The 24,097-nt window shown below is 60.1% G+C and carries 22 protein-coding genes; 7 read left to right on the top strand and 15 right to left on the bottom strand.

The features are described from left to right. Window position 1: 1 nt before the first annotated feature. From ACX3P5_RS05660 to hutI, 5 genes are all read right to left on the bottom strand, one after another. On the bottom strand, window positions 2-733 hold the full coding sequence (locus ACX3P5_RS05660) for an ABC transporter permease (RefSeq protein ID WP_233984795.1): 732 nt from the start codon (window positions 731-733) through the stop codon (window positions 2-4). Window positions 734-744: 11 nt separating this feature from the next. Further along, window positions 745-1,464: an ABC transporter permease gene (locus ACX3P5_RS05655; RefSeq protein ID WP_233984796.1), complete on the bottom strand. Its 720-nt coding sequence runs from the start codon at window positions 1,462-1,464 to the stop codon at window positions 745-747. Window positions 1,465-1,476: 12 nt separating this feature from the next. Then, the gene (locus ACX3P5_RS05650) at window positions 1,477-2,325 is read right to left on the bottom strand and encodes a transporter substrate-binding domain-containing protein (RefSeq protein WP_458968398.1); all 849 of its coding nucleotides are present in this window, start codon (window positions 2,323-2,325) and stop codon (window positions 1,477-1,479) included. A 309-nt stretch (window positions 2,326-2,634) separates the two neighbouring features. Then, the gene (hutG, locus tag ACX3P5_RS05645) at window positions 2,635-3,423 is read right to left on the bottom strand and encodes an N-formylglutamate deformylase (protein ID WP_458968397.1); all 789 of its coding nucleotides are present in this window, start codon (window positions 3,421-3,423) and stop codon (window positions 2,635-2,637) included. Next, the gene (hutI, locus tag ACX3P5_RS05640) at window positions 3,420-4,637 is read right to left on the bottom strand and encodes an imidazolonepropionase (RefSeq protein ID WP_458968396.1); all 1,218 of its coding nucleotides are present in this window, start codon (window positions 4,635-4,637) and stop codon (window positions 3,420-3,422) included. Before hutI ends, hutG begins: the two co-directional genes overlap by 4 nt. An 81-nt stretch (window positions 4,638-4,718) precedes the next feature. Here hutI and ACX3P5_RS05635 point away from each other — a divergent pair, with 81 nt between their 5' ends. Both ACX3P5_RS05635 and ACX3P5_RS05630 read left to right on the top strand, forming a co-directional pair. Continuing rightward, on the top strand, window positions 4,719-6,074 hold the full coding sequence (locus tag ACX3P5_RS05635; RefSeq protein WP_458968395.1) for a formimidoylglutamate deiminase: 1,356 nt from the start codon (window positions 4,719-4,721) through the stop codon (window positions 6,072-6,074). After that, window positions 6,071-6,610, top strand: coding sequence for a HutD/Ves family protein (locus ACX3P5_RS05630; RefSeq protein WP_458968394.1), 540 nt, complete (start codon window positions 6,071-6,073; stop codon window positions 6,608-6,610). Before ACX3P5_RS05635 ends, ACX3P5_RS05630 begins: the two co-directional genes overlap by 4 nt. On the opposite strand, the gene hutC is transcribed toward ACX3P5_RS05630, so the two are convergent. After that, window positions 6,594-7,349 (bottom strand): histidine utilization repressor, encoded by a 756-nt coding sequence (gene hutC, locus ACX3P5_RS05625; RefSeq protein ID WP_094119372.1) that lies wholly within the window; start codon window positions 7,347-7,349, stop codon window positions 6,594-6,596. The genes ACX3P5_RS05630 and hutC overlap by 17 nt on opposite strands. A gap of 306 nt (window positions 7,350-7,655) precedes the next feature. On the opposite strand from hutC, the gene hutH reads away from it, so the two are divergent. From hutH to ACX3P5_RS05610, 3 genes are all read left to right on the top strand, one after another. Continuing rightward, window positions 7,656-9,215: a histidine ammonia-lyase gene (gene hutH / locus ACX3P5_RS05620; RefSeq protein WP_233984802.1), complete on the top strand. Its 1,560-nt coding sequence runs from the start codon at window positions 7,656-7,658 to the stop codon at window positions 9,213-9,215. Window positions 9,216-9,225: 10 nt separating this feature from the next. Next, window positions 9,226-10,914: a urocanate hydratase gene (gene hutU / locus ACX3P5_RS05615; RefSeq protein ID WP_233984803.1), complete on the top strand. Its 1,689-nt coding sequence runs from the start codon at window positions 9,226-9,228 to the stop codon at window positions 10,912-10,914. A gap of 191 nt (window positions 10,915-11,105) precedes the next feature. Beyond that, the gene (locus tag ACX3P5_RS05610; RefSeq protein WP_458968393.1) at window positions 11,106-12,263 is read left to right on the top strand and encodes a M20 aminoacylase family protein; all 1,158 of its coding nucleotides are present in this window, start codon (window positions 11,106-11,108) and stop codon (window positions 12,261-12,263) included. A gap of 1 nt (window position 12,264) precedes the next feature. On the opposite strand, the gene ybiB is transcribed toward ACX3P5_RS05610, so the two are convergent. The 4 genes from ybiB to ACX3P5_RS05590 all read right to left on the bottom strand — a co-directional run bounded on the left by ybiB (window position 12,265) and on the right by ACX3P5_RS05590 (window position 16,635). Further along, the gene (gene ybiB / locus ACX3P5_RS05605; protein ID WP_233984805.1) at window positions 12,265-13,233 is read right to left on the bottom strand and encodes a DNA-binding protein YbiB; all 969 of its coding nucleotides are present in this window, start codon (window positions 13,231-13,233) and stop codon (window positions 12,265-12,267) included. A gap of 29 nt (window positions 13,234-13,262) precedes the next feature. Further along, window positions 13,263-15,431, bottom strand: coding sequence for an ATP-dependent DNA helicase DinG (dinG, locus tag ACX3P5_RS05600; protein ID WP_233984806.1), 2,169 nt, complete (start codon window positions 15,429-15,431; stop codon window positions 13,263-13,265). A 125-nt stretch (window positions 15,432-15,556) separates the two neighbouring features. Then, on the bottom strand, window positions 15,557-16,075 hold the full coding sequence (locus ACX3P5_RS05595) for a GNAT family N-acetyltransferase (protein WP_233984807.1): 519 nt from the start codon (window positions 16,073-16,075) through the stop codon (window positions 15,557-15,559). Further along, a complete protein-coding gene (locus tag ACX3P5_RS05590) occupies window positions 16,072-16,635 on the bottom strand; it encodes an XRE family transcriptional regulator (protein WP_336754925.1) in 564 nt (187 codons plus the stop codon). Before ACX3P5_RS05590 ends, ACX3P5_RS05595 begins: the two co-directional genes overlap by 4 nt. Window positions 16,636-16,785: 150 nt before the next feature. Between ACX3P5_RS05590 and ACX3P5_RS05585 the strand changes: the two genes are divergently transcribed. Next, the gene (locus ACX3P5_RS05585) at window positions 16,786-17,520 is read left to right on the top strand and encodes a MerR family transcriptional regulator (protein WP_233984809.1); all 735 of its coding nucleotides are present in this window, start codon (window positions 16,786-16,788) and stop codon (window positions 17,518-17,520) included. 173 nt (window positions 17,521-17,693) lie between these two features. Here ACX3P5_RS05585 and ACX3P5_RS05580 read toward each other — a convergent pair whose 3' ends face one another. From ACX3P5_RS05580 to osmF, 4 genes are read right to left on the bottom strand one after another with little or no spacing between them, the layout of a single operon-like run. Continuing rightward, window positions 17,694-18,425 carry an ABC transporter permease gene (locus ACX3P5_RS05580; protein WP_458968392.1) on the bottom strand — a complete coding sequence of 244 codons (732 nt, stop codon included), beginning with the start codon at window positions 18,423-18,425 and terminating at the stop codon, window positions 17,694-17,696. Further along, window positions 18,413-19,360, bottom strand: coding sequence for an ABC transporter ATP-binding protein (locus ACX3P5_RS05575; RefSeq protein WP_233984811.1), 948 nt, complete (start codon window positions 19,358-19,360; stop codon window positions 18,413-18,415). Before ACX3P5_RS05575 ends, ACX3P5_RS05580 begins: the two co-directional genes overlap by 13 nt. Further along, entirely contained in the window at window positions 19,353-20,528 is a 1,176-nt protein-coding gene (locus ACX3P5_RS05570) for an ABC transporter permease (protein WP_233984812.1), read from the bottom strand. Before ACX3P5_RS05570 ends, ACX3P5_RS05575 begins: the two co-directional genes overlap by 8 nt. A gap of 3 nt (window positions 20,529-20,531) precedes the next feature. Beyond that, on the bottom strand, window positions 20,532-21,443 hold the full coding sequence (osmF, locus tag ACX3P5_RS05565) for a glycine betaine ABC transporter substrate-binding protein OsmF (protein WP_458968391.1): 912 nt from the start codon (window positions 21,441-21,443) through the stop codon (window positions 20,532-20,534). 336 nt (window positions 21,444-21,779) lie between these two features. Here osmF and ACX3P5_RS05560 point away from each other — a divergent pair, with 336 nt between their 5' ends. Continuing rightward, window positions 21,780-23,255 (top strand): MFS transporter, encoded by a 1,476-nt coding sequence (locus ACX3P5_RS05560; protein ID WP_233984814.1) that lies wholly within the window; start codon window positions 21,780-21,782, stop codon window positions 23,253-23,255. Window positions 23,256-23,452: 197 nt separating this feature from the next. On the opposite strand, the gene idi is transcribed toward ACX3P5_RS05560, so the two are convergent. Next, window positions 23,453-23,980 carry an isopentenyl-diphosphate Delta-isomerase gene (gene idi, locus ACX3P5_RS05555; RefSeq protein WP_233984815.1) on the bottom strand — a complete coding sequence of 176 codons (528 nt, stop codon included), beginning with the start codon at window positions 23,978-23,980 and terminating at the stop codon, window positions 23,453-23,455. Window positions 23,981-24,097 lie beyond the last annotated feature (117 nt).

Raw genomic sequence — 24,097 nt, 5'->3', positions numbered from 1 at the left:
ATTATTCTCCTCCGGGGATCGGCTTAGCGGTTGGTAACGGCTTTTTTGCCGGTTTATGCACCGGTGTCAGACGCCGCTCCAGCAAGGCATACAGTTGAACGATAATGAAATTGAGGATCAGGTAGATTGCCGCGGCGCAGAGAAACACTTCCATGGTGCGGTAGGTTCGCTGAATAATCTGCTGCGCCACGCCGGTGACGTCCCAAACCGTGACCAGGCTGGCCAGCGCGGTCGATTTGACCAGCAGAATCGCCTCCGTCGAGTAGGCGGGCAGCGCATAGCGCAACATCACTGGCGCAATAATTCGCCGCAGCAGCAGGCCGCGCGACATGCCACACGCCATGCCCGCTTCCACCTGGCCGGGCGGCACCGCCAGTAATGCGCCACGCAGAATCTCTGCGGTGTAGGCAGCGGTACAGAGTGACAGCGCCAGCACCGCGCAGCTAAACGGCTCACGCAAAAACGGCCAGACGAAACTGTGACGGATCACGCCAAACTGCCCGAGTCCGTAGTAGATCAGGAACAGCTGAATCATCAGCGGTGAACCGCGAAACACCAGAATATAGCCACGGGCAAAGGCGCTAAGCAGCCGCCAGCGGCTCATGCGCATCGCCAGGATACCCACTGCCAGCACGCCGCCGCACAGGAAGGCGCTGATAAACAGGCCGAGGGTTACCGGCAACGCGGCGCTCAGCTTAAGAAAGGTGTCACTGAGAAAAGCAAAATCGATCATTATCGGACTCCTTAATGCTGGGCTGCGGTACGGCTTTGCCAGGCACGACCGAGGCGGGATTCGGCCCGCAAAAAGGCACGGTTCGACAGCAGCGTCAGCGCCAGATAGCAAGCACCGCCGACCAGGTAAAAGGTGAAGTATTCCCGGGTGGAACCGGCCGCGATCTGGCTGGCGCGCATCAGTTCCACGATGCCGGTCACCGACACCAGCGCGGAATCTTTCAGGCTCATCTGCCAGACGTTTGACAGCCCCGGCAGCGCATAGCGCGCTACCTGAGGCAGCAGGATGCGCTGCCGTATACGCCAGCGCGGCATCCCGATAGCCACCGCGGCTTCAATCTCCCCTTTTGCCAGCGCCAGTCGGGCGGCACGGTAGACTTCCGCCTGATAAGAGCCGGAAATCAGCCCGATAGCCAGCGCGCCGATCAGAAACGGCGGCGCTTCGATAAACCCATCAGCACCAAACAGCTGCCCTATCAGGGTGATCAAACCCGATCCGCCGAAGTAGAACAGGTAGATCACCAGCAGTTCAGGAATGCCGCGAAAGACCACCGAATAGCCTTCTCCCAGCCAGCGCACGGCCCGGTGCGGCGATAGCTTTGCCGCCGCCACGCCGGACCCTACTACCGCTCCGACCAGCAGCGCGGCAAAGGAGAGCAGCACGGTGGTCAGCGTCGCGCTCAGGATCAAGCGACCCCAACCGTCTGCGCCAAAACTCAGCAGGCTCATCATGATTTACCTCACTCAGGGGGTGACGTCTGTTTTAAACCACTTCTCACTCAGTTTTTTCACCGTGCCATCGGCCAGCGCTGCCTGGATCGCCTGATCGAGTCTGGCTTTCAGATCGTTATCCGCCATCCTCACCCCCATCGCTTCGCCCTCGCCCCAGATCGGACCGCCCAATTGTGGGCCGCTAAAGCTGAGGTTGCTGTTATCGGGGCGCGCCAGCATCGACTGCGCAAACGTCACGTCGTCAAACACGGCGTCGATACGACCCGCCTGCAAATCGAGAATCGCGTCGGCAGAGCTGGTGTACTCGCGAACATCGGCGACATCTTTGAAATATTTATCGATGAACGGCGTATAGACCGTGCCGGAGGCGATCCCGATGCTTTTCCCCTTCAGCGCCGCTTTCAGCGGGGCAATGGCTTTCTCGATCTGCTGAGCATCATCATGCAGCTTGATGATTTGGGCATCGGCAGGCAGCAGACTGCCTTTGGTGCTGATAAAGGTGGCGGGCGTTGAGGCGTAAGGTACGGTGAAATTCACCACTTTTTTGCGATCGGGAGTGATAACAATCGCGTCCATAATCACATCATATTTCCCGGCGTTGAGGCCAGCGATCATCCCATCCCAGTTCTGCACTACCAGCTTGCACTGGATTGCCATACGCTGACACAGGTCAGCCATCAGTTCCGGCTCAAAGCCGCCCAGCTTGCCGCCAGGCAGGGTAAGGTTCCAGGGTTCGTAACTGCCTTCGGTAGCAATAGTGATCGATTTCCACTCTTTCGCCTGGGCAGTCACGCCACAGAGCAACAGGCTGGAAGCAAGGGTCGCGAGCGTTAAACGACGAAGGATCTGACGGTGTGTCATACGGTTCTCCTGAAAAGTTGCGGCCTGGTCATCGCCCTGGCGAGATTTAACATAAATTTCACAGGATGATATGTCATGTATATACAAGTTAACGTGGCGCAGTTCATTGCCGTCTTTATCGTTTTGTGAGCCAGACAAGAATTATTCTGCGTGAATGGCCGTCGTTGCACTTGTACATACAACTTAGCAAAGGTTATGCCAGCTCTGTTCTGGCGGTGGAAGGCGGGTTAACAGCGGGCGACACGCGGGTATGCGTCCGCTGTTGCACCTGATTAGCGCAGCGATGCACCGGGTAAGTGCATCGGACTATCAGGCGCTGGCTTGCATCAGCATCCGCTGCAACATCGCTTTCAGTAATTTTTGCAGCTGGCTGGCGCGTGTCTGCTGCCACGCATAGGGCGGCGTCTCATCCATGTAATTAAGCTGCGCCAGCTCCAGCTGTACCGCCTGGATCTGCTGCTGCGGCTGACCGTAAGCGCGGGTGATGTAGCCGCCTTTGAAACGTCCATTCACCACCCAGCTGTAATCACTCTGTTCGGCACACACCGCCTGAATGGCGGCAATCAGCGCCGGACTGCAGCTGGCGCCGTCGTTGGTGCCGACGTTGAGATCGGGCAAACGCCCCTCAAACAGGCGCGGAATCTCGCTGGCGATAGAGTGCGCATCAAACAGCAGCGCATAACCGTACTGCGCTTTCAGGCGTGCCAGCTCCAGCTGGATCTGCTGATGATAGGGTTGCCAGATCTGGTCAATATAACCCTGACGCTGGACCGCATCCGGCGTTTTACCGGGCGCAAAAGTGGGCGTGCCGTCAAACAGCGTCTCCGGAAACAGGCCGGTGGTGGCGGTGCTGTAGAGCGGCTGGTTATCCGGCGGCCGGTTGAGATCGATCACGTAACGGGAATAGTGACCAATCAGCACGCTGGCCCCCAGATCACGGACAAAATCGTACAGCAGCGGAATGTGCCAGTCGGTGTCCGACAGGCCGCGTGCGGCCTCGCTCAGTCCGGCTTCAACCTCTGGCGTCAGAGCGGTACCGGCGTGCGGGATGCTGACCAGCAGCGGCAGCTGGCCCTGAGTAAAATGAAAAGCATTCATCGGCGTTCTCCACGATAGATGACGGTACAGGGCAACTCGCCCCCCAGCCAGTAAACCAGTTCCGCCGGACGAGCCAGCGGCCAGTGGACAAAGTTCGCTACTTTTCCCGCTTCGAGCGAACCCTGTGTGTCGGCTAACCCCAGCGCCTGAGCGCCATAGAGTGTGACCCCGGCCAGCGCCTCTTCCGGCGTCATGCCAAACAGCGTACAGCCCATGTTCAGCATCAGCCGCAGCGACAGAGCGGGTGAAGTGCCAGGATTGGCGTCACTGGCCAGCGCCATCGGCACGCCGTAGCGACGAAACAGTTCCACCGGCGGACGCTGGGTTTCACGCAGCAGATAAAACGCACCGGGCAGCAAAACGGCGACCGTGCCGTGCTGCGCCATCGCCTGCGCATCGGCTTCGGTCGCATATTCAAGATGATCGGCCGACAAGGCTCCAAAGCTGGCCGCCAGCGTCGCCCCGCCCAGCGATGAAAGCTGCTCAGCATGCAACTTCACCGGCAGTCCCAGCGCTTTCGCGCATTCAAATACCCGCGTCACCTGCTGCGGTGAAAACGCCAGATGCTCGCAAAAGGCATCGACCGCATCGGCCAGTCCCGCTGCTTTCACCGCAGGCAACAGGCGCTGGCAGATGATATCAATCCAGCCCTCCGGATGATGTTTAAACTCCGGCGGAAACGCATGGGCGGCCAGACAGGTTGCCCGCACGTCAGCGGCCACGCTGGCACCCAGCCGGCGAATCGCACGCAGCATCCGCAGTTCACTCTCTTCATCCAGCCCGTAGCCGGACTTGATCTCAACGGTGGTGACGCCTTCCGCCAGCAGGCGATCGAGCCGCCAGCGTGCCGCGGCTACCAGTTGATCCTCGGTCGCGTTGCGGGTGGCGCGCACGGTAGAGAGGATGCCGCCGCCCTGCGCCGCAATCTCCGCATAACTGACACCATTCAGGCGCTGCTCGAACTCCTGGCTGCGATCGCCGCCAAACACCAGATGAGTATGACAATCCACCAGCCCCGGCGTAATAATGCCGCCGGGCAGCTGGTGGTGCTGTTCGGCGATAAAAGCGGGCATCTCCGCTTCAGAGCCGACCCACACCAGCCTGCCCGCCCGGACGACCAGCGCGCCCTGCGGGATCAGATGGTACTTTCCGTCACGCATGGTGACCAGATCGGCTCCGGTCCACACACTCTCTACGCGCATATCCTCTGCCATCGCTGCCTCATGCCTCCGCCGTTTACACTGTGCGTTAAAGTATGTATATGTATATACAACTACATCCGTTGAGGATCAACCATGGCGACTTTTTTTGCCTCGCGCGCAATGCTGGCTGAAGGCTGGCGACATCAGGTTCGGATCTCGGTCAATCCGGCCGGTTTTATTGATGCAGTGACCCCTGACAGCCACGACGCCGGGGCGATCCGGCTGAATGGCGAGGTGATCCCGGCGATCGCTAATCTGCATTCACACGCCTTTCAGCGCGCCATGGCGGGATTAGCCGAGGTGGCGGGCGATCCGCAGGATAGTTTCTGGACCTGGCGCGATCTGATGTACCGGATGGTGCAGCGCCTGACGCCGGAACAGGTCGGCGATATTGCCGCTCTGCTCTACATTGAGATGCTGAAAGGCGGCTACAGCCAGGTGGCAGAATTTCACTATCTGCATCATGATCCTGACGGCGCGCCCTACCCCGACGACGCGATGCTGCAACAGCTGATCCGCGCGGCAGAGATCGCGGGAATCGGTCAGACTCTGCTGCCGGTGCTCTACAGCTACAGCGGTTTTGGTGCCCAGCCGCCTGCGGCCGGACAGAAACGCTTTATTCAGCAAACCGAGAGTTATCTGCAGCAGCAGTCGCGGTTGCATGCGCTGCAACGAAACCGGCCGCTGCTGAATGCCGGTCTCTGCTTCCATTCGCTGCGCGCGGTGAGTGAAAGTCAGATGCATCAGGTGCTGGCAGCCAGTGATCCGGCGCTGCCGGTGCATATTCACGTTGCTGAACAGCAAAAAGAGGTCAGCGACTCGCTGGCGTGGAGCGGTGAACGACCCGTGTCGTGGCTGCTGAATCGCTTTGCGGTCGACGCGCGCTGGTGCCTGATTCACGCCACGCATCTGGATGAGAGCGAACTGTCACGTCTCGCTGCCAGCGGCGCGGTGGCGGGATTATGCCCGACCACCGAAGCCAACCTCGGTGATGGCATCTTTCCGGCAGTGGAGTATATCGCCCAGGGCGGACGCTGGGGTATTGGCTCGGACAGCCACGTTTCGCTGAGTATCAACGAAGAGTTACGCTGGCTGGAATATGCCCAGCGGCTGCGTGACCAGCGCCGCAATCGTATCACTCTGCCGGGCCAGGCCTCGGTCGGCGATCTGCTGTGGCAGCAGGCAGCGGCAGGCGGCGCTCAGGCGTGCGGCATTCAGCAAGGGTCGCTGGCGGTGGGACAGCGGGCCGACTGGCTGGTGCTGCGTGACGAGGCGTGGCTCGGCAGCGTGGAGCCCCGTTCGGTGCTGAATCGCTGGCTGTTTGCCGGTCAGCGCGATCAGATCCGTGACGTCTACGTCGCCGGTAAAGCGGTTATCGAGGAGGGTTATCATCCGGCACAGGAAGCCTGTGCTGCCCGGTTCAGTCAGGCGATGGCGGCACTGCGATGATTCGATTTGCGTATGCTGAGCTGGCGGTCAGTCGCTGGCGTAACGGCGGCGGGGAGACCCGCGAGTTAATCAGTTATCCACATGGCGCGGCCGCGTTTGAATGGCGAGCCAGCATCGCGACGCTGGCGCAGGACGGGCCGTTCTCCGCCTTTCCGGGCGTGGATCGCATCATCACTCTGCTGCACGGTGACGCGGTCGCCCTCACCGCTCCTGGCGTTGAGCAGCGTTTAACGCCGCTCCAGCCCTGGGCGTTTGCTGGCGAACTGGCGTTAAACGCCCGGCTTGAGGGCGGAATCAGTGAGGATTTCAATATCATGACCCGACGCGGGCAATGGCAGGCAACGGTTGAGGTGGTAACCGATGCGGTCAGCAGCCTGCACGGTGTCGCCTGGGTCGTGGCGGGTGCATGGCAGTTGGCAAACGGCGAGCGACTGACGGCACAGCAGGGTGCGGCCTGGGTTGATGAGACGATCCGGCTCAGCCCGATCGGCGACGATGCCCGACTGCTGCTGACCCGGCTTAACCGTGTCCCTTGAAGCGGCCCAGCAATTTATAACGTGAGCCGGGATAGAGCAGGCGCGCATAGGTGACGATTTTGTTATCGCTCCAGGTCTGACGACGGATCAGCAGGCAGGGCTCATGCTCCTCCAGCGCCAGGTGCTTACGCTGACGCGCATCGGGCAGCACCGCTTCAACAATGTGCTCGCCCGCGGTCAGCGGCGCGACCCGCATCAGATAGGTGTAAGGCGTCTGGCTGTGGTAATCCTGGGTCAGATAATCGGGTGCCACCAGCGGGTTGACCAGTCGATCTTCCAGCTGCACCGGCAGCTCATTTTCGTAATGGACAATCAGCGAGTGATAGAGCGTCTGTCCGGTAGTGAGTCCCAGCACCGCCGCCTGCTCCGGATCGGCTTTATTCTGGCCGATAGCCAGGATCTTGCAGCTATGCTGATGACCGCGCTGGGCGATCTCATCGGCGATGTTATGCACTTCCAGCATCGCGGTATAGCCTTTCATCTCGGCGACAAAGGTGCCGACGCCCTGCATCCGTACCAGAAACCCTTCGCTGGTCAGTTCACGCAGCGCCCGGTTGATCGTCATCCGGCTGACGCCCAGTTCATTCACCAGTTCACTTTCTGAGGGCACACGCTGGTTCGCTTTCCATAGCCCTTCGCGAATCTGGCTGACAATCGCCTGCTTCACCCGCTGATAAATCGGCGCGGGTTCATCGCTCATGGCCGCAGCCAGTTGTGCCAGTGCCGTATGCTCGACCATTTGCTGTTCCTTATCCAGATAATGCCTCAAGTTTACTGTCTCGCTACGTGAATGTATATACATCCGTTTCCGTCGGCTGCGCCCCATCGGTGCAGGCTGTGCATCGCTCTGGTGCAGGTGCTGTGTCACACTTTGCCGATCGCCCAGACAGGGCGGGCAATGCATTTTTGTGATCGGCCTGGCACGCCCTTTGCTACTTGTATAGACAAGAATAGACACTTATGCTTCACTCGCATTATCCCGCTGGATCAGGGCAATGAACATCACGCAGCCCCGCCAGCACACTTGTATAGACAGGAGTAGACTATGTCAGGTTCGTCGCAGGTATTACACCTGGTGCCGGGCGAGGTGGATCTCGCCACATTACGCGCTATCTATCAGGGTAACGTCACGCTTAGCCTTGATCAGTCAGCACGTCAGGCGATTGCCGATGCGCAGCAAACCGTCGAGGCCATCGTCGCCTCCGGCAAGGTGGTGTATGGCATTAATACCGGTTTCGGCAAGCTGGCGCAGACCCAGATTCCGGCGGGCCGGCTGGCCGATCTGCAACGTAACCTGGTGCTGTCGCACAGCGTCGGCCTCGGGGATCTGCTGCCGGACAATGTGACCCGTCTGGTGGTTGCCACCAAAATTATCAGCCTGGCGCGCGGTCACTCCGGGGTGCGGATCGAACTGGTCGAGGCGCTGCTGGCCCTGTTCAACGCGGGCGTGATGCCGGTTATTCCGGAGAAAGGCTCGGTCGGTGCCTCTGGCGATCTGGCGCCGCTGGCCCACATGTCGCTGATGCTGCTGGGCGAAGGCCAGGTGCGGCTCAACGGCGCGCTGATCCCGGCGACGGAAGGCCTGGCCGCGGTTGGGCTGGCACCGTTTGTGCTCGGGCCGAAAGAGGGGCTGGCGCTGCTCAACGGCACCCAGGTCTCGACCGCGCTGGCACTGCGTGGCCTGTTTGAGGGGGAAAACCTGTTTGCCGCCGGACTGATGGCCGGTGCGCTGTCGCTGGAAGCGATTAAAGGCTCGCTGAAGCCGTACGACGCCCGCATTCACCAGGCTCGCGGTCAGCAGGGGCAGATTGCGGTCGCCGCGGCGGTCAGCACCCTGATTGAGGGCAGTGAAATCCTCACCTCTCATACCCACTGCGGCCGGGTGCAGGACCCCTACTCCATCCGCTGCGTGCCGCAGGTGATGGGGGCCTGTCTCGACAACCTGTGCCACGCGGCGCGGATATTGCAGATTGAAGCCAACGCCGCTTCTGATAATCCGCTGGTGTTCAGCGACAGCGGCGATGTGATCTCCGGCGGTAACTTCCATGCCGAGCCGGTGGCGTTTGCCGCGGATATCCTGGCGCTGGCGATTGCTGAAGTTGGCGCGATTTCTGAACGTCGCCTGGCGCTGCTGCTGGACACCGGTTTATCCGGTCTGCCACCGTTCCTGGTGCATGACGGCGGGGTTAACTCCGGCTTTATGATTGCTCAGGTCACCGCCGCGGCGCTGGCCTCCGAGAATAAATCGCTGGCGCATCCCGGCAGCGTGGACAGCCTGCCGACCTCCGCTAACCAGGAAGATCACGTTTCTATGGCGACCTACGCCGCCCGCCGCCTCGGCAGCATGTGTTTCAACAGCGCAGCGGTGGTCGGCATCGAAGCGATGGCCGCGGCGCAGGGCATTGAATTTAACCGACCGCTGAAAAGCTCGCCGACCCTTGAGCAGGCGATTGGCACTATCCGCGAGCAGGTGGCTTTCCTTGAAGAGGACCGCCTGCTGGCACCCGATATCGACGCGATGCGTCAGTGGGCTAGTCGCGCTGACTGGCCTCAGGCTTTGACCGCGCTGCTACCGAGCCTGCGCGCCTTCACTTCTGCTGAATAAGGAATCTGTAATGAGCGAAACCCTGTCTCAGGCCGTGGCCCGCGAAATTCGTGCCCCACATGGCACCACGCTGCACTGCGCCAACTGGCTGATTGAAGCCGCTTACCGGATGATCCAGAACAACCTCGATCCTGACGTTGCCGAGCGGCCGGAAGATCTGGTGGTTTATGGCGGCATTGGCAAAGCGGCGCGTAACTGGGAGTGCTTCGAGCAGATCCTGCGCTCGCTGAAGGCGTTACAGCCGGATGAGACGCTGCTGATCCAGAGCGGCAAGCCGGTCGGGGTGTTCCGTACCCATGCCGATGCACCCCGCGTGCTGCTGGCTAACTCCAACCTGGTGCCGCACTGGGCCAACTGGGATCACTTCCATGAGCTGGATAAGGCGGGCCTGATGATGTATGGCCAGATGACCGCCGGGTCGTGGATCTATATTGGCGCACAGGGCATCGTGCAGGGAACCTACGAAACCTTCGTTGAAGCGGGACGTCAGCACTATAACAACGATCTGAGCGGACGCTGGATCCTCACTGCCGGTCTCGGCGGTATGGGCGGCGCACAACCGCTGGCGGGCGTGCTGGCGGGAGCCTGCGTGCTGGCCATTGAGTGCCAGGAGTCGCGCATCGATTTCCGTCTGCGTACCCGTTACGTCGATCATAAAGCGACCTCGCTGGATGAGGCTCTGGCGCTGATTAATGAAGCGACCGCAGCGAAAAAAGCCATTTCCGTCGGACTGCTGGGCAATGCGGCAGAGATCCTGCCGGAACTGGTCAAGCGTGCCAGGGCGGGCGGACCGAAACCGGATATCGTCACCGATCAGACCTCGGCCCACGACCCGATCAATGGCTACCTGCCGATTGGCTGGGATCTGGCGCGCTGGCAGCAGGAGAAAGTCTCGCAGCCGAAAGCGGTAGAGAAAGCGGCACGCGCCTCCATGGCGGTTCACGTACAGGCGATGCTCGACTTCTGCCATATGGGCATCCCGACCGTGGACTACGGCAACAACATCCGTCAGGTGGCGCTGGATGAAGGAGTCACCAACGCATTCGACTTCCCTGGCTTTGTCCCGGCCTACATCCGCCCGCTGTTCTGTGAAGGCAAAGGCCCGTTCCGCTGGGTGGCGCTGTCGGGCGATCCGGAAGATATCTACAAAACCGACGCCAAACTTAAAGAACTGTTTCCGCAGCACAAAACCCTGCATCGCTGGCTGGATATGGCGCAGGAGCGCATCGCCTTTCAGGGACTGCCGGCCCGCATCTGCTGGCTCGGCCTGGGCGAACGACACCTTGCTGGCCTGGCCTTCAACGAAATGGTGCGCAATGGCGAACTGAAAGCGCCGGTGGTGATTGGTCGCGACCACCTCGACTGTGGCTCGGTGGCGTCACCGAACCGTGAAACTGAAGCGATGAAAGATGGCTCTGATGCGGTATCAGACTGGCCGTTACTCAATGCGCTGCTCAACACCGCAGGCGGCGCGACCTGGGTCAGCCTGCATCACGGTGGTGGTGTCGGCATGGGCTTCTCGCAGCACGCCGGTATGGTGGTTGTCTGTGACGGCAGCAAAGAGGCGGATGCGCGTCTGGGTCGGGTGTTGTGGAACGATCCGGCGACCGGCGTAATGCGCCACGCCGACGCCGGCTATCCCCAGGCACAGGCCTGTGCTGAGCAGCACGGGCTTAACCTGCCGATGCTGCAGAAGTAATTTATCACCGGGGTCAGCGCCGCGCTGGCCCCGTTTTTTTGCGCCTCAACCTGCTCCAGCGGTCACCGTTACTTATTAGTTATTCCATTTTGATTTAGCCTATAGCCAGATTTCGCCGTTACGGCAATAGACGGCGTGCTCCCCGACCACTAAAGTGAAATCTTCTCATTCTGTATGGAGCGCGATTCTGCATGACCCTTTCCCCCGCCCTGCTTGAAGATGCCCTGCACTGGCGCCGCCAGCTCCATCGCCAGCCGGAATTAGGTTACCAGGAACATCACACCAGCGATCTTATTGCACGCGAACTTGAGCTGACCGGATTACAGGTATTTCGCGGTCTGGCAGGGACGGCCGTGATTGGCACGCTGGTCAATGGTCCCGGCCCGGTCATCGGGCTGCGTGCCGACATGGATGCGCTGCCGATCACCGAAAAAGGTGAGGTCGAATGGCGATCCGCCACGCCGGGCGTAATGCACGCCTGCGGCCACGACGGTCACAGTGCCATTCTGCTGGCCGCTGCCCGACAGCTGGCGGCGACCCGCCAGTTCAGCGGCACGGTGCACTTTATTTTTCAGCCCGCCGAAGAGAATCTGGGCGGTGCGCGCAAAATGGTGGAGGAGGGACTGTTCCAGCGTTTCCCGATGGATGCGGTCTACGCCATGCATAACTGGCCGGGCCTGCCGCTCGGGTCGCTGGCGGTGAATCCTGGTGCGATGATGGCCTCGCTGGATTCGTTTGAGATCACCCTGCACGGCAAAAGTTGCCACGCGGCGATGCCGGAAAGCGGTGCCGATCCGATGGTGGTGGCGGCTGAGCTGATCCTGGCGCTGCAAACCATTCCGTCGCGCCGGCTGTCACCGCTCTCCTCGGCGGTGGTCAGCGTCACGCAGATCCACGGCGGTGAGGCGATTAACGTCATCCCGGAACAGATCGTGTTGCGCGGCACGGTTCGCTGCCTGCAACCGGCGGTACGCGACAAAGTCCGGACGCTGATCGATGAATTTGTGGCCACCCTGCCCCGCCCGTTCGGGGTGAGCGGCGAGACACACTGGTTACCTGGCTATCCGGTAACCGCCAACCATGCCGGTCCGGCGGAGCAGGTGCGCGCAGTGGCGCTGGCAACGCTGGGAGAAGAGCATGTTCACTGGCAGGTTAATCCCTCAATGGCTTCTGAGGATTTTGCCTGCATGATGGAAGCCTGTCCGGGCGCTTACTTCTGGCTCGGCGCCGACGGTGAAACCCCGTCGGCGCCGCTGCATAATGCCCGCTACGACTTTAATGACGCGTTGCTGCCAATCGGCATTCGCTTCTGGCAGGATCTGGTGGAACAGGCGCTGCCAATCGCCTGATTCAGTAACCGGCGGCGCGCAGCCGCTGGTCGGCCGCTTCCAGCGAGTCACATTCTCCGCTGGCGCGCAGGCAGCAGGCCAGCTGCAGCCGCAGCGCCTGCGGTACCGGGCGCTGCTGATTAATCACCTGCTCTATCCAGGCGGCGGTCACCGCCGCTGTTTTATCCGCGGGCAACTCAACCTGGACCTCTGGCTGGCGCTCTACCCACACTTCCGCTTCCGATCCCGCGCCGCGGATCACGCTGATCGCCGGGCAACGCTGCGGATTAGCATAAACCTCGCCCTCGGTACCATTCAGCAGCAGCGCAGGCGCATCAATATCGCTGAAGAACTTCGCCACCCGCGGCACATATTCCGGATGCGATACGCTCGACAGCCGCAGCGCCTCGCGTTCGCCAAACGGCGTCGCCAGTTTTGCCAGCGTATGCGCACTGTTACGCACTCCCATCCGCCAGCGCAGCGACAGCTGTTTCGCCATCGGCGGGCAGAGATGATCCACGGTAATAAACGCCAGTTCGCCCGCATCGAGCTTTGCCTGCGCCTGTTCAGCGGTGGTGACCGGCATCACGCCCAGCGCAGCGAACACCGCTTCACTGGTGATGCGCGTCGCGTCGTCACTGACCCCATGCACCAGCACCGGAAAACCGAGCTTCACCAGCAGCAGCGCCAGCAACGGCGTCAGGTTGCCCTGTCGACGTGCGCCGTTATAGCTCGGAATTACCACTGGCATCGGCCGGCTGGCCGGGGCGTTCAGCCTCATCATCTTCGCCTGCATCGCCTGATAAAAACCGCGCATCTCCGCTTCGCCTTCACCCTTGATACGCAGCGCAATCAGAATGCCGCCCAGCTCCAGATCCGGCACTTCGCCCGCCAGCATCGCACTGTAAAGTGCCACGGCGGTGTCGAAATCGATGTCGCGGGCATGGTTTTTTCCGCGGCCGATCTCTTTAATAATTTTATTCAGTTCCATCACTCGCTTCCGGTTAAGTGTGCGGCGGTTCAGCGCCGCGTCGGACGTCGTTTACGCACGGTGCGCGTGGCGGCCGGTGCGGCCGGTATCGCTGCCGGCTCTGGCGGTTCGGGCTGCTCAATCGGGAAAATCGGCAACGCCGCCAGCAGTCGGCTGCCGTAGGCTTTGCTCAGCAGACGGCGATCATAGATAACAATTTCGCCATAACACTGATGGCTGCGAATCAGGCGTCCGACCTGTTGAATCAGGGTAAACGAGGCGCTGGGTAAGCTCTGCACCTCAAACGGATAACGCTTCAGGCTCTTCAGCCATTCGCCTTCGGTTAAAATTACCGGACTGTCTACCGGCGGAAAAGCAATTTTATGAATATGCACCTGACTGAGCAGATCGCCTTTTAAATCGAGCCCTTCCGCGAACGATTGCAGGCCAATCAGAATGCTGGTCTCGCCTTTGCTCACCCGCTGACGATGCAGATCGACCAGTCGGCTGCGCGGCTGATCGCCCTGCACCAGCATCGACAGGCGCAAATCGGGCAGGCAGGCGACAAACTGCTGCATCGCCCGGTTGCTGGCGAACAGCACCAGCACCCCTTTATGCTGCTTCAGGCTCATCTGCTGGCGGAAGAAGCCCGCCATCTCAGCGATGTGCTCCGCTTCGTGGGTCATCAGCGGTTCGTAACGCATTTGCGGGATCACCAGCTTGCCCTGTTCAACGTGGTTGAACGGCGAGTCGAGCGCTACAAAACGGTCGCCCGCTTTTTCATTCAGCCCCGACATCTCCTGCAGGCGATTAAAACTGTTGAGCGAGCGCAGCGTGGCGGAGGTAACCACCACATGCGGAATCTTCCGCCACAGCATTTTCTCCAGCTGATCGCTGACGCGAATCCCGGCGCAGTGAAACAGCAGGTGCGCCTGACCTTCGCGCAGTTCGCGGGTGATCCATTTCGACACAGGTGCGCCGGAGGCTTTCTCCATTGCCGCCAGTCGCCATAGCTTACTGACCGATTCAAACCAGCCGAATTGACGGTTCAGCTGCAGCAGATTACGGTGCAGCCGCACCACATCAACCTTGCCGGTCTGCTCGCTCAGGGCGTTAATCAGGCCTTCGCTCAGGCCCCGCAGCGCATCGCTGAGTTTGAACAGCCGGGCGCACAGGTCCAGCAGCTCCTGCGGCAACGCACCCAGTACAAAGCGGTATTCGCCCGGCTGATTGTGCGGCGGCAACAGCGGATTGAGCGCCTGGCTGATGATGGTCAGCAGCTCACGCAGCTCCTCGCAGTGCGCTTTCAGCCGCTCCGGATTGGCCAGCGGCGGCGGCGATTTTGGCCGCATCTGAGTCATGATGCTCTCTACCAGCTTGATGAACAGATCCAGCTGCAGGCTGCTCCAGCCTGGGGTGATATCGGCGCTCATCTCCAGCGCGTCCCGCGCCACTTCCGGCAGATGATGGCCTTCATCCAGCACCAGCATCAGATTCTTCGCCGGCGGCAGCACCGATTCGTTTTCCATCGCCGCCATCACCAGCGCATGATTGGCTACCACCACATCGACCTGCTCGATTTCACGCCGCGCCACAAAAAACGGGCATTCGCGATACCAGCGGCAGTGAGCGCCGAGGCAGCTGGCTTTGTCGGTGGAGAGCCGCTGCCACAGGCTGTCGCTGACGTTCTCCTCGCTGTGATCGCGCAGGCCGTCCCACTGATAGCGGTCCAGCGCTTTCTGCAACCGGCCGCACTGCGTCTGCTCCTCTTTGGTGCTGCTGATGGCGTCATCATCCAGGTAGAGCAGCAGATCGCCCTGCTGATCGTCGTCAGCCGCCAGCGCCGCCAGATTGCGCGGACAGACATAGCGGCCGCGACCAAAGGCGGCGGTAAAAGTGAGATCGGGAATGATTTTTTTCAGCAGCGGCAGATCTTTGGTGAAGATTTGATCCTGCAGTGCGACGTTGGCGGTGCTGATCACCAGCCGTTTTTCCTGAGCGCGGCTGGCTGCAATACCGGGGATCAGATAAGAGAGGGTTTTTCCCACGCCGGTTGGCGCTTCCACCGCCAGATGGCGCGCATCATCGCCCGCCAGACATTTTGCCACTTCGGCAATCATCTGCCGCTGGGCGGCGCGCGGAATGAAATCGGGCACCTGCTGCTGCAGCGCTTTATACCACTGCGCTATCTGGCTTTTTACTGCTGCTGTCAGGGCCATTTTGTTTGTTACCACACCATAAAAATTGCCTGTATTTTTACACAGTATGCTGACGACGTCAGCTTTCAGGCAGATTTTTTCGTCTGCGGTTCCAAATCCCGTCTCTTATTGTATTCGGTGCCGGATCAGCTCAGCACTTTAAACATGTAGGTCGTCGCATCCAGCTCGCCGGTGGTGGATTCGGCATAAAAGGGTATCGAGCCGGCGACCTGCCAGTCGAGCGAACGGTAGAGATCGCTGGCGACATCGCCGCTGCGCGTATCCAGCACCAGCAGCGTTTTCCCCATCTGCCGCGCCCGCTGTTCCGCCTGCTGCATCAGCTGACGGGCAATCCCCTGGCGGCGCGCCCGCGGGTGGACCAGCAGTTTGCTGATCTCCGCCCGATGACGGCCGTTGGGCATTGCGCTGTTGTTAATCATCACCGTCGCCACGATCGCGCCGTGCTGACACGCCACCCACAGTTCGTCATTGCCGCTTGCCAGGCTGTAGATCCGATTCTGCCAGAAACGCAGGATCGCCTGCTGATCGGCAGCATCAATAAATCCGACGCTGGCCCCCTGCGCGACGCAGCCCTGCAGCACGTCACAAAGTTCGGATAAGCGCTGCTGCGCCTGTGTCGCGCTGAGCATCTGATAGTCGATCATGGTTTTGCCACCACCAGTAAATAGCGCGCGCCCTCGGTCAGGTGCGCTTCAAAGGCCGATTTGCCAGTCAGGTGAAAGCGTAAACAGTCGCCCGGACGTAAGGTCCACTGCTGGTTTGCCATGCTGACGGTCAGGCCGCCTTCACGTAGCCAGATGTGCTGCTCCATACTCTGTATCGGCGGGGCGTCATAATCGATACGCGCACCGGGCCGTAATTTGCCCTCCACCAATTCGCATCTAAAATGAGTAACAGGCGGTGACACATTTCGCCGGTGGAATCCACTGGCTTCATCACTCCATACCGGCTGCTGCTCATACGGGATCAGCAGCTTCGCATCCTCCTCCACTTCACTCAGCAGGCGCGACATCGTTAATCCGTAGGCTACACACAGGCGATTAAGCAATGCGGCAGTGGGGCTGGTCTCGCTTCGCTCAATGCGTGATAATGAGGCACGGCTGATCCCGGTAGCGATTGCAAGCTCATCCAGCGACCAGCCACGTTGCAGACGTAATTCCGCGAGTCGCGCTGCCAGGCGTTGTTCGGTGTTCAGGTCCGACATAGTACCTTCTCATAATTGGGAATAATTTCTCTTATATGAGATATAGCTGAGAAAAGGCGCAGCGGTCAAGTTGTACATTCAAAAATGTATTGTACAACTTAGTTTGCTTCGTTATGGTAATTCCACTCAGATCAGTATAAAGAGGAATTTATGACCCTATACAGTATCGGTGACGTCGCCGAGCGCTGTGGCATAAACCCAGTGACATTGCGCGCCTGGCAAAGACGTTATGGCTTACTGAAGCCGCAACGGACCGAAGGTGGGCATCGTCAGTTTGATGAAGAAGATGTTCAGCGTATTGAAGAGATCATGCGCTGGATCGAGAGCGGCGTGCCAGTCGGCAAAGTTAAAGCGCTGCTGGAAGGGGGTGATGTCGATGCGCATGATGGCTGGACCACCCTGCAGGATGAACTCATCAGTGTGTTACGCCATGTCAGACCCGCCAAACTGCGTAACAAAATTGCGGCTATCGGTCGCGAACATCCGATCGATGCGCTGATTGACCACGTTTTTATGCCGGTGCGTCAGAAGCTCAGTCTTGATCAAAACACCGCCCGTACCATGTGCAGCCTGCTGGATGGCTTGCTGATCGATTATGTGGCGTTCTGCCTGACCGCCAGCCGTAAAAAAGCGGGCAAAGATGCCCTGATTATCGGCTGGGGCATTGATGACCGCACCCGCATCTGGCTGGAAGGCTGGCGCCTGTCGCAGCACGGCTGGCGGATCGATGTGCTGGCTGAACCGCTCGACGTTCCGCGCCCGGAGCTGTTTCCTGGCATGAATATGTTTGTGTTTACCGGAAAAAAACTGACCCGTCGTCAGCAGGAACAGCTGTCGCACTGGCAGGAACAGGGTTACGCCGTGCGGTTGCACGAAACACCCTGATGACAAAAACGCACGCTGGGCACTTTGCCTGCTGCCTTGCGCGCGCTATCATTCCCGCCTCAATACAACGCGCTCAGGTTTTCCCATGAACTGGAAAAAAACATTCTTCGCTACGCTGTTTTTCATTATGGCGGCTGGCGGTACCAGCGGTCTGATGCTGGTCGGTTACTCTCTCATCGTGCACTCACGCTAAACCACCGTTGCAGGCGCTCGAACAGGCGATCGCTGACAATCGCCAGCAGCGCCACCAGTAACGCCCCCTGAATCACATACGCGGTATTAAATCCGCTTAAACCGATGATCACCGGTGAGCCCAGGCTTTTTGCCCCGACCGTGGAGGCGATAGCGGCTGTGCCGATGTTGATGATCACCGAGGTGCGGATACCGGCGATAATCACCGGCGCAGCCAGCGCCAGCTCAATCTGCCACAGACGCTGCCATGCGCTCATCCCGACGCCTTCGGCAATCTCCCGGCTGCTGGCAGGGACGCTGTCGATGCCCGCCAGCGTGCCCTGTAAGATTGGCAACAAGCCATAGAGCAGCAGCGCCACCACCGCTGGCCAGGCACCAAATCCCATCACCGGCACCGCAATCGCTAATACCGCCACCGGCGGGATGGTTTGTCCGGCCGCCACCAGCGTTTCCATTAACGGACGAAACGCCCGACCGGCTTGCCGGGTGACCAGAACCCCACTCCCGACGCCAATCACCATCGCCAGCAGACTCGCGGTGATCACCAGAAACAGGTGCGCCAGCGTCAGCTGCCAGAATGTCTCCTGCTGGTAAAGCGGCCGGGCCAGCTCCGGGAACCAGTGATGAAACAGCGGCCCGCTGTAGGGCATCAGCGTCAGCAGCGCGCCATACAGCAGCACCAGCCACAACAGCGGATCGGTCAGCCAGCGCATGCGGTCTCCTCGCGCAGCGTCAGCAGATCGTTGAAGTAGAGCACGCCCAGCGGCTGTTGCTGTTCATCGATCACCGGCAGTTTGTCGGTGCGCCGGGTAATAAACTGCGACAGCGCTTCACGCAGCGTCAGCCCGGCGGCGATCGGTTCGCCCGTCAGCCATTCGCCCCGTCGCACCGCATCACCGACCTGCCCCAGCGCCAGCAGCCGCACGCCCATTTCGCTGCGGCCAAAGAAGTCCCGCACAAAATCATTTTTCGGCTGGGTCAGCAGCTCAGCGGGTTTACCCTGCTGGACGATCTCACCGTTATCCATCAGCACAAGGCGATCGGCCAGCGTCAACGCTTCATCAATGTCATGCGTCACCAGCACGATGGTGCGGCCCGACAGCCGGTGAATACGCAGCATCTCCTGTTGCAGCGCGCCGCGGGTCACCGGATCGAGCGCGCCAAAGGGTTCATCCATCAGCAATACCTCCGGATCGGCCGCCAGCGCGCGCGCCACGCCCACCCGCTGCTGCTGTCCGCCGGACAGCTGATGCGGATAACGATTCAGCAGCTGCGGGTCAAGATTCAGCAGTGCCAGTAACGCCGCTATCCGCTGCGTAACCTGCTGTTTTGACCAGCCGAGCAGCGCCGGGACCGTGGCGATATTTTTCTGCACCGTCCAGTGCGGAAACAGGCCGATGGACTGAATGGCATAGCCCATCCGTCGCCGCAGGTCACGGGCATCAAGCTGGCGAATCGACTCACCGGCGAAACGGATCTCGCCGCTGTCGAACTCCACCAGTCGGTTGATCATCTTCAGGGTGGTCGATTTACCGGAACCGGAGGTGCCGAGCAGCACGCAGAACTCCCCTTCCGCCACCGTCAGGGAGAGATCGCTGACCGCCGCTTTGCCGTTGAAGGCGCGCGAAACGCCCTTAAATTCAATCATCTTTTTTCTCCAGCAGTGAGATCAGCAGGCGGAACAGGGCATCGACGGTGACCGCCAGCGCAATCACCGGGATCACGCCCAGCAGCACCAGATCCAGCGCGCTGCTCAGCAGGCCCTGAAAAATAATTGCGCCAAAGCCACCCGCGCCAATCAGCGCCGCCACCACCGCCATGCCCAGGGTTTGCACCACCACCACCCGCAGACCTGCCAGCCACACCGGCAGTGCCAGCGGCACATCGACCGCCATAAACTGCTGCCAGCCGCTCATGCCGACGCCGCGCGCGCTTTCACGTACCTCCTGCGGGACCTGTTGCAGCCCGACCACCACGCTGCGCACCAGCGGCAGTAAGGCGTACAGCACCAGCGCGATCAGGGCCGGTGCCATGCCGATGCCACTGATCCCCCAGTCGCCCAGCCACGGAAAACGCAGTGCCAGTCCCGCCAGCGGAGCAATCAGCAGGCCAAACAGCGCCACCGACGGCACCGTCTGGATCACATTCAGCACGCCAAACACCGCGCTCTGCCAGCGAGGCTGCCGGAACAGCAGAATACCCAGCGGCAGCGCAATAAGGAGCGCAGGCAGAACGGTACCGGCCAGCAACGTCAGATGACGCACCAGCGCGGCGTCAAACACCGCCTGTCGATTGGCATACTCTTTCAGCAGGGAGAGATCGTTAAGCTGGCCGCTGAACAGCAGCAACAGCGGCAGCAGCCACACCTGCAGGTTAAGCAGCAGCTGTGCCAGCCGGTGGCGGGTCAGTTGCCGCACGGTGTCGGTAATCAGCAGCAGCAGCAGCGCCCCGCTGCACCACAGGCCGCTGGCAAAGCTGGTGCGCGCCAGCCGGCTGCCGTGCTGGCTGAGCAGCGTCGCCTGATTGCCACTCAGCCAGATCATTGCCGCCAGCATCAGTTCAGCCGACAACAGCGCCAGACTAAGGCTGATGCGCGACGGCGCAAACCACAGCAGCAGCCACAATACCGCCAGAGGCGGCAGCACTACTGCCGACTGACTGATCTGCCAGCCCATCAGCGGCTCGCCTGCCACCAACCGATTCGGCGCAAAGGTCAGAAAGGGCAGCGCCACCAGCGACAGGCTGAGCAGCACCAGCAGCAACAGCGCAACGGGTTGCTGACCGGGACGTCGTATCGCTTCCCGCGATATCCGCATCGGTTACAGCAGCTTCTGCTGTTGCAGCCACTCTTTCGCCACGCTGCTGGCATCCTGGCCGTCGACCGCGATTCTGGCGTTCAGCTGTTGCAGCGTTTTCTCGTCGAGCGCGCTGAATACCGGCTTCAGCCACGCATCAATCTGCGGATAGGCTTTCAGCACCGATTCCCGGATCACCGGCGTTGGCGCATAGATCGGCTGTACACCTTTCGGATCGCTCAGCGTCTGTAAACCCAGCGCCGCTACCGGACCGTCGGTACCGTAGGCCATCGCCGCGTTAACCCCTGAGGTTTGCTGCGCCGCCGCACTGATCGTTACCGCGGTATCCCCGCCAGCCAGTGACAGCAGCTGATCCTGTTTAAGATCAAAGCCGTAGGCTTTTTCAAACGCGGGCAACGCATCGCTGCGCTCAATAAATTCTGCCGAGGCGGCCAGCTTAAACGTGCCACCTTTTTTCAGCCAGGCACTGAGATCGGCCAGTGAGGTCAGCTGGTTTTTCTCAGCCAGATCTTTACGTACCGCAATGGTCCAGGTGTTATTGGCAGGCGCAGGCGTCAGCCACACCAGATGGTTTTTCTCAGCATCCAGTTTTTTTACTTTTTCGTAGCCCTGACGGGCATTTTTCCAGGCACTGTCTTTTTCATCATTAAAGAAAAAAGCACCGTTACCGGTATATTCCGGATAGATATCCAGCTCCCCGGCGGTGATGGCCCCGCGCACCACCTGCGTGGTCCCCAGCTGAATTTTATTGACGGTTTTAACACCGTGCTTCTCCAGCACCTGCAAAATCACATTACCCAGCAGCGATCCTTCGGTATCAATTTTCGACCCGACCCGCACCGGATCGGCCGCGTGTGCAATGCCCAGACTGAGCAGCAAGGCGCCCAGTCCAACCCAACCCCGAATTCTGACCATGACCTGTTCCTTATCGCGTGTTATCGCCTGTTGTATCAGAGAATTGTTATCGATTGTGCTCACGCCGGGAGATCAGGATGACGCATAACGCGCACTGCGCTGTTCCGGCAGAGCCGTCGCGTGCCCGTTATGAAGACCGTAGCCTGACGCACAGCGGTTTGGTTAGCCGCTTTAAAAGCGTAGCCTGGCTATGCCGGACCGTAGATGACTTTATCGCAAATTGATAACGATTTGAGACTAAAAACTTATTGCTCATAACTGAAATGAATTTACGTCTGGGCGTCTAAACGGCTATTCTCGATACCCTGTTTTCAAAAATAAAAGAATCACAACATCATGTCCGACCTGATCTCTTCCGCCCATGTGGCAACAACAGGGAGTGCGCCGACCGGCGAAACGCAGTGGATCCGCAGCGCGGCCGATGTCTCCCGCTTAGTTAACAGCGGCGATAGCGCCCGCAATAATGCGCGAATTGTGGTCGCCATCGCGCTCGGTGGCGTCTTCCTCGACGCGTACGATCTCGGCGCGCTGGCGTTTGGCATCAAAGACGTGGCGCGCGAATTTAATCTCAGCCCGACCGGCACCGGCATGGTCGCCTCGGCTATCACCTTCGGTGCGATCATTGGCGCGCTGATTGGCGGCTACCTGACCGATAAAATCGGCCGTTATCGGGTCTTCATGGCCGATATGTTCTTTTTCGTGGTGGCGGCGATCGCCTGTGCCTTTGCGCCGAACGAATATGTGCTGGGCGGGGCGCGCTTTGTGATGGGGCTCGGCGTCGGCATCGATCTGCCGGTGGCGATGGCGTTCCTGGCGGAGTTTTCAAAGCTGCGCGGTAAGGGCAACAAGGCGGCCAGCGTGGCGATGTGGTGTCCGACCTGGTATGCGGCGATCAGCATCTCTTATCTGCTGGTGCTGCTGCTCTACGCAGTGCTGCCAGAAAGCCATACCGACTGGCTGTGGCGGCTGATCCTTGGCTTTGGTGCGGTACCGGCGATTATCATCATCGCTATTCGCAGCCGTTACATGAGCGAGTCGCCGGTCTGGGCGGCGAATCAGGGCGATCTGCAGGGCGCCGCCTCTATTTTGCGCAGCGCGTGGAACATTAACGCCCAGGTGGCGCAGGATGCGGCGCTGACGCCGGTCAGACCGGCGCGGCCGGCCAGCTGGCGTAACTACGGTGCGCTGCTGCAGGGGGTCTATCGACGCCGCACCCTGCTGGCGACCATCACCTCCATCGCCTCCTCTTTCGCCTATAACGCGGTGGCGTTTGGCCTGCCGGTAATTATCACCAGCTTCTTTGCCCAGTCGATGCTGACCACCATTCTGGTATCGCTGGCGCTGAATCTGCTGTTTGCCTTTGTCGGCGGTATTCTGGCGGTGCGGCTGGTGCCACGTCTTGGGGCGTGGAAGATGTCGGTGGCCGGTTATGCCTGTCAGTGCGTGGCGCTGCTCGGGCTGGCGCTGATTGGTCGGCCGGAAGGCGGCCAGGAAGCGGCACTGGCGATTGGTATGCTGGCGCTGTTCCTGTTTGGTCAGGGTTTCGGTCCCGGTTCGCATACCATGACCTTTGCTTCGCTCAGCTATCCGACCTCACTGCGCGGCGTCGGCGTTGGCTTTAACCAGACGCTGATGCGTGGCAGTTCGACCCTGTCGCTGTTTCTGTTTCCGGTGCTGGTTGCGGCGCTCGGGACCGGCGTATTCTGGGTCATTTTTCTGGCACCGCTGGCGGGCCTGCTGGCGTTACTGGCGATCCGCTGGGAACCGTCAGGCTACGATGTTGATGCCGAGGATTTTGAGCTGCCGCGTTGATCCTGAATAGCTTCTCAGGATGTAGCGATAACGGCTGCGGAAGATAAAGCGAGGGGAGCGTACGTCGGTAGCAAAGCAGCGCGAGCCGTGCATGGCCCGTGCTGAGCCTGCCTTAAACAGCGATTTTGCGAAGGAGGTATGCTGCCTGAGCCAACGCGTTATCGACGACCAGAACCGCACCTTAGCGTGCGGTTTTTTTATGCCGGAAACGCGTCGAGATGCGCCGGGATGCGCGGGAAGGTGTGCAAAAACCACGGAGTGAATTGCTGTGGCTGCTGCTGCATCTGCTGTTCAATGGTTGCCAGCGAACGGTAATCAAAGGCGTCCGCTTCCTGCGGATTAAGCTGCGGCAGACGATCGCTGACGGCAAAGAAGACGTGACCATATTCATGCTCGGTCAGGCCATTGCTCAGCGGCAGGTTGTAGCTTAGCTCGAACATCGGCGTCAGGCTGACCGTCATGCCCATCTCTTCGCGCAGGCGGCGTTCGGCCGCATCCCGGGTCGATTCATGCGGATAAGGATGGCCGCAACAGGTGTTACTCCACAATCCACCACAGTGATATTTATCACTGGCGCGCCGCTGCAACAGCAGCTCCTGCCGGGAATTGAAGACGTAGACCGTCACCGCGCGGTGCAGCAATCCTTTTTCATGCACTTCCAGCTTTTCCATTTTGCCGGTGGGACGATCGAGGTGGTCAACGAGGATAACTTCAATAGCAGACATGGCGTTTCCTTGAGATTATTCCCAACTATTCTGGCACAAGATTGCCTGTTTGGGCGGCCAAAAAAGGTTTTTTTAACGACAGCCAGTCTTTGATAAACAAATGAAGCGGGAAGGAAA

The organism is Pantoea sp. S-LA4 (genome assembly GCF_054482835.1).
The sequence above is the reverse complement of the archived record's forward strand: the minus strand, read 5'-3'. Positions and strand labels throughout refer to the sequence as shown.

Coding starts and splice junctions, on each gene's coding strand:
- dinG (WP_233984806.1), bottom strand. CDS start 15,431: ATGGCCCTGACAGCAGCAGTAAAAAGCCAGATAGCGCAGTGGTATAAA.
- ACX3P5_RS05570 (WP_233984812.1), bottom strand. CDS start 20,528: ATGCGGATATCGCGGGAAGCGATACGACGTCCCGGTCAGCAACCCGTT.
- hutC (WP_094119372.1), bottom strand. CDS start 7,349: ATGGTCGAGCATACGGCACTGGCACAACTGGCTGCGGCCATGAGCGAT.
- ACX3P5_RS05655 (WP_233984796.1), bottom strand. CDS start 1,464: ATGATGAGCCTGCTGAGTTTTGGCGCAGACGGTTGGGGTCGCTTGATC.
- ybiB (WP_233984805.1), bottom strand. CDS start 13,233: ATGGAACTGAATAAAATTATTAAAGAGATCGGCCGCGGAAAAAACCAT.
- ACX3P5_RS05610 (WP_458968393.1), top strand. CDS start 11,106: ATGACCCTTTCCCCCGCCCTGCTTGAAGATGCCCTGCACTGGCGCCGC.
- ACX3P5_RS05660 (WP_233984795.1), bottom strand. CDS start 733: ATGATCGATTTTGCTTTTCTCAGTGACACCTTTCTTAAGCTGAGCGCC.
- hutG (WP_458968397.1), bottom strand. CDS start 3,423: ATGAATGCTTTTCATTTTACTCAGGGCCAGCTGCCGCTGCTGGTCAGC.
- hutU (WP_233984803.1), top strand. CDS start 9,226: ATGAGCGAAACCCTGTCTCAGGCCGTGGCCCGCGAAATTCGTGCCCCA.
- hutH (WP_233984802.1), top strand. CDS start 7,656: ATGTCAGGTTCGTCGCAGGTATTACACCTGGTGCCGGGCGAGGTGGAT.
- hutI (WP_458968396.1), bottom strand. CDS start 4,637: ATGGCAGAGGATATGCGCGTAGAGAGTGTGTGGACCGGAGCCGATCTG.
- ACX3P5_RS05630 (WP_458968394.1), top strand. CDS start 6,071: ATGATTCGATTTGCGTATGCTGAGCTGGCGGTCAGTCGCTGGCGTAAC.
- ACX3P5_RS05590 (WP_336754925.1), bottom strand. CDS start 16,635: ATGTCGGACCTGAACACCGAACAACGCCTGGCAGCGCGACTCGCGGAA.
- ACX3P5_RS05575 (WP_233984811.1), bottom strand. CDS start 19,360: ATGATTGAATTTAAGGGCGTTTCGCGCGCCTTCAACGGCAAAGCGGCG.
- ACX3P5_RS05560 (WP_233984814.1), top strand. CDS start 21,780: ATGTCCGACCTGATCTCTTCCGCCCATGTGGCAACAACAGGGAGTGCG.
- ACX3P5_RS05595 (WP_233984807.1), bottom strand. CDS start 16,075: ATGATCGACTATCAGATGCTCAGCGCGACACAGGCGCAGCAGCGCTTA.
- ACX3P5_RS05585 (WP_233984809.1), top strand. CDS start 16,786: ATGACCCTATACAGTATCGGTGACGTCGCCGAGCGCTGTGGCATAAAC.
- osmF (WP_458968391.1), bottom strand. CDS start 21,443: ATGGTCAGAATTCGGGGTTGGGTTGGACTGGGCGCCTTGCTGCTCAGT.
- ACX3P5_RS05650 (WP_458968398.1), bottom strand. CDS start 2,325: ATGACACACCGTCAGATCCTTCGTCGTTTAACGCTCGCGACCCTTGCT.
- ACX3P5_RS05635 (WP_458968395.1), top strand. CDS start 4,719: ATGGCGACTTTTTTTGCCTCGCGCGCAATGCTGGCTGAAGGCTGGCGA.
- idi (WP_233984815.1), bottom strand. CDS start 23,980: ATGTCTGCTATTGAAGTTATCCTCGTTGACCACCTCGATCGTCCCACC.
- ACX3P5_RS05580 (WP_458968392.1), bottom strand. CDS start 18,425: ATGCGCTGGCTGACCGATCCGCTGTTGTGGCTGGTGCTGCTGTATGGC.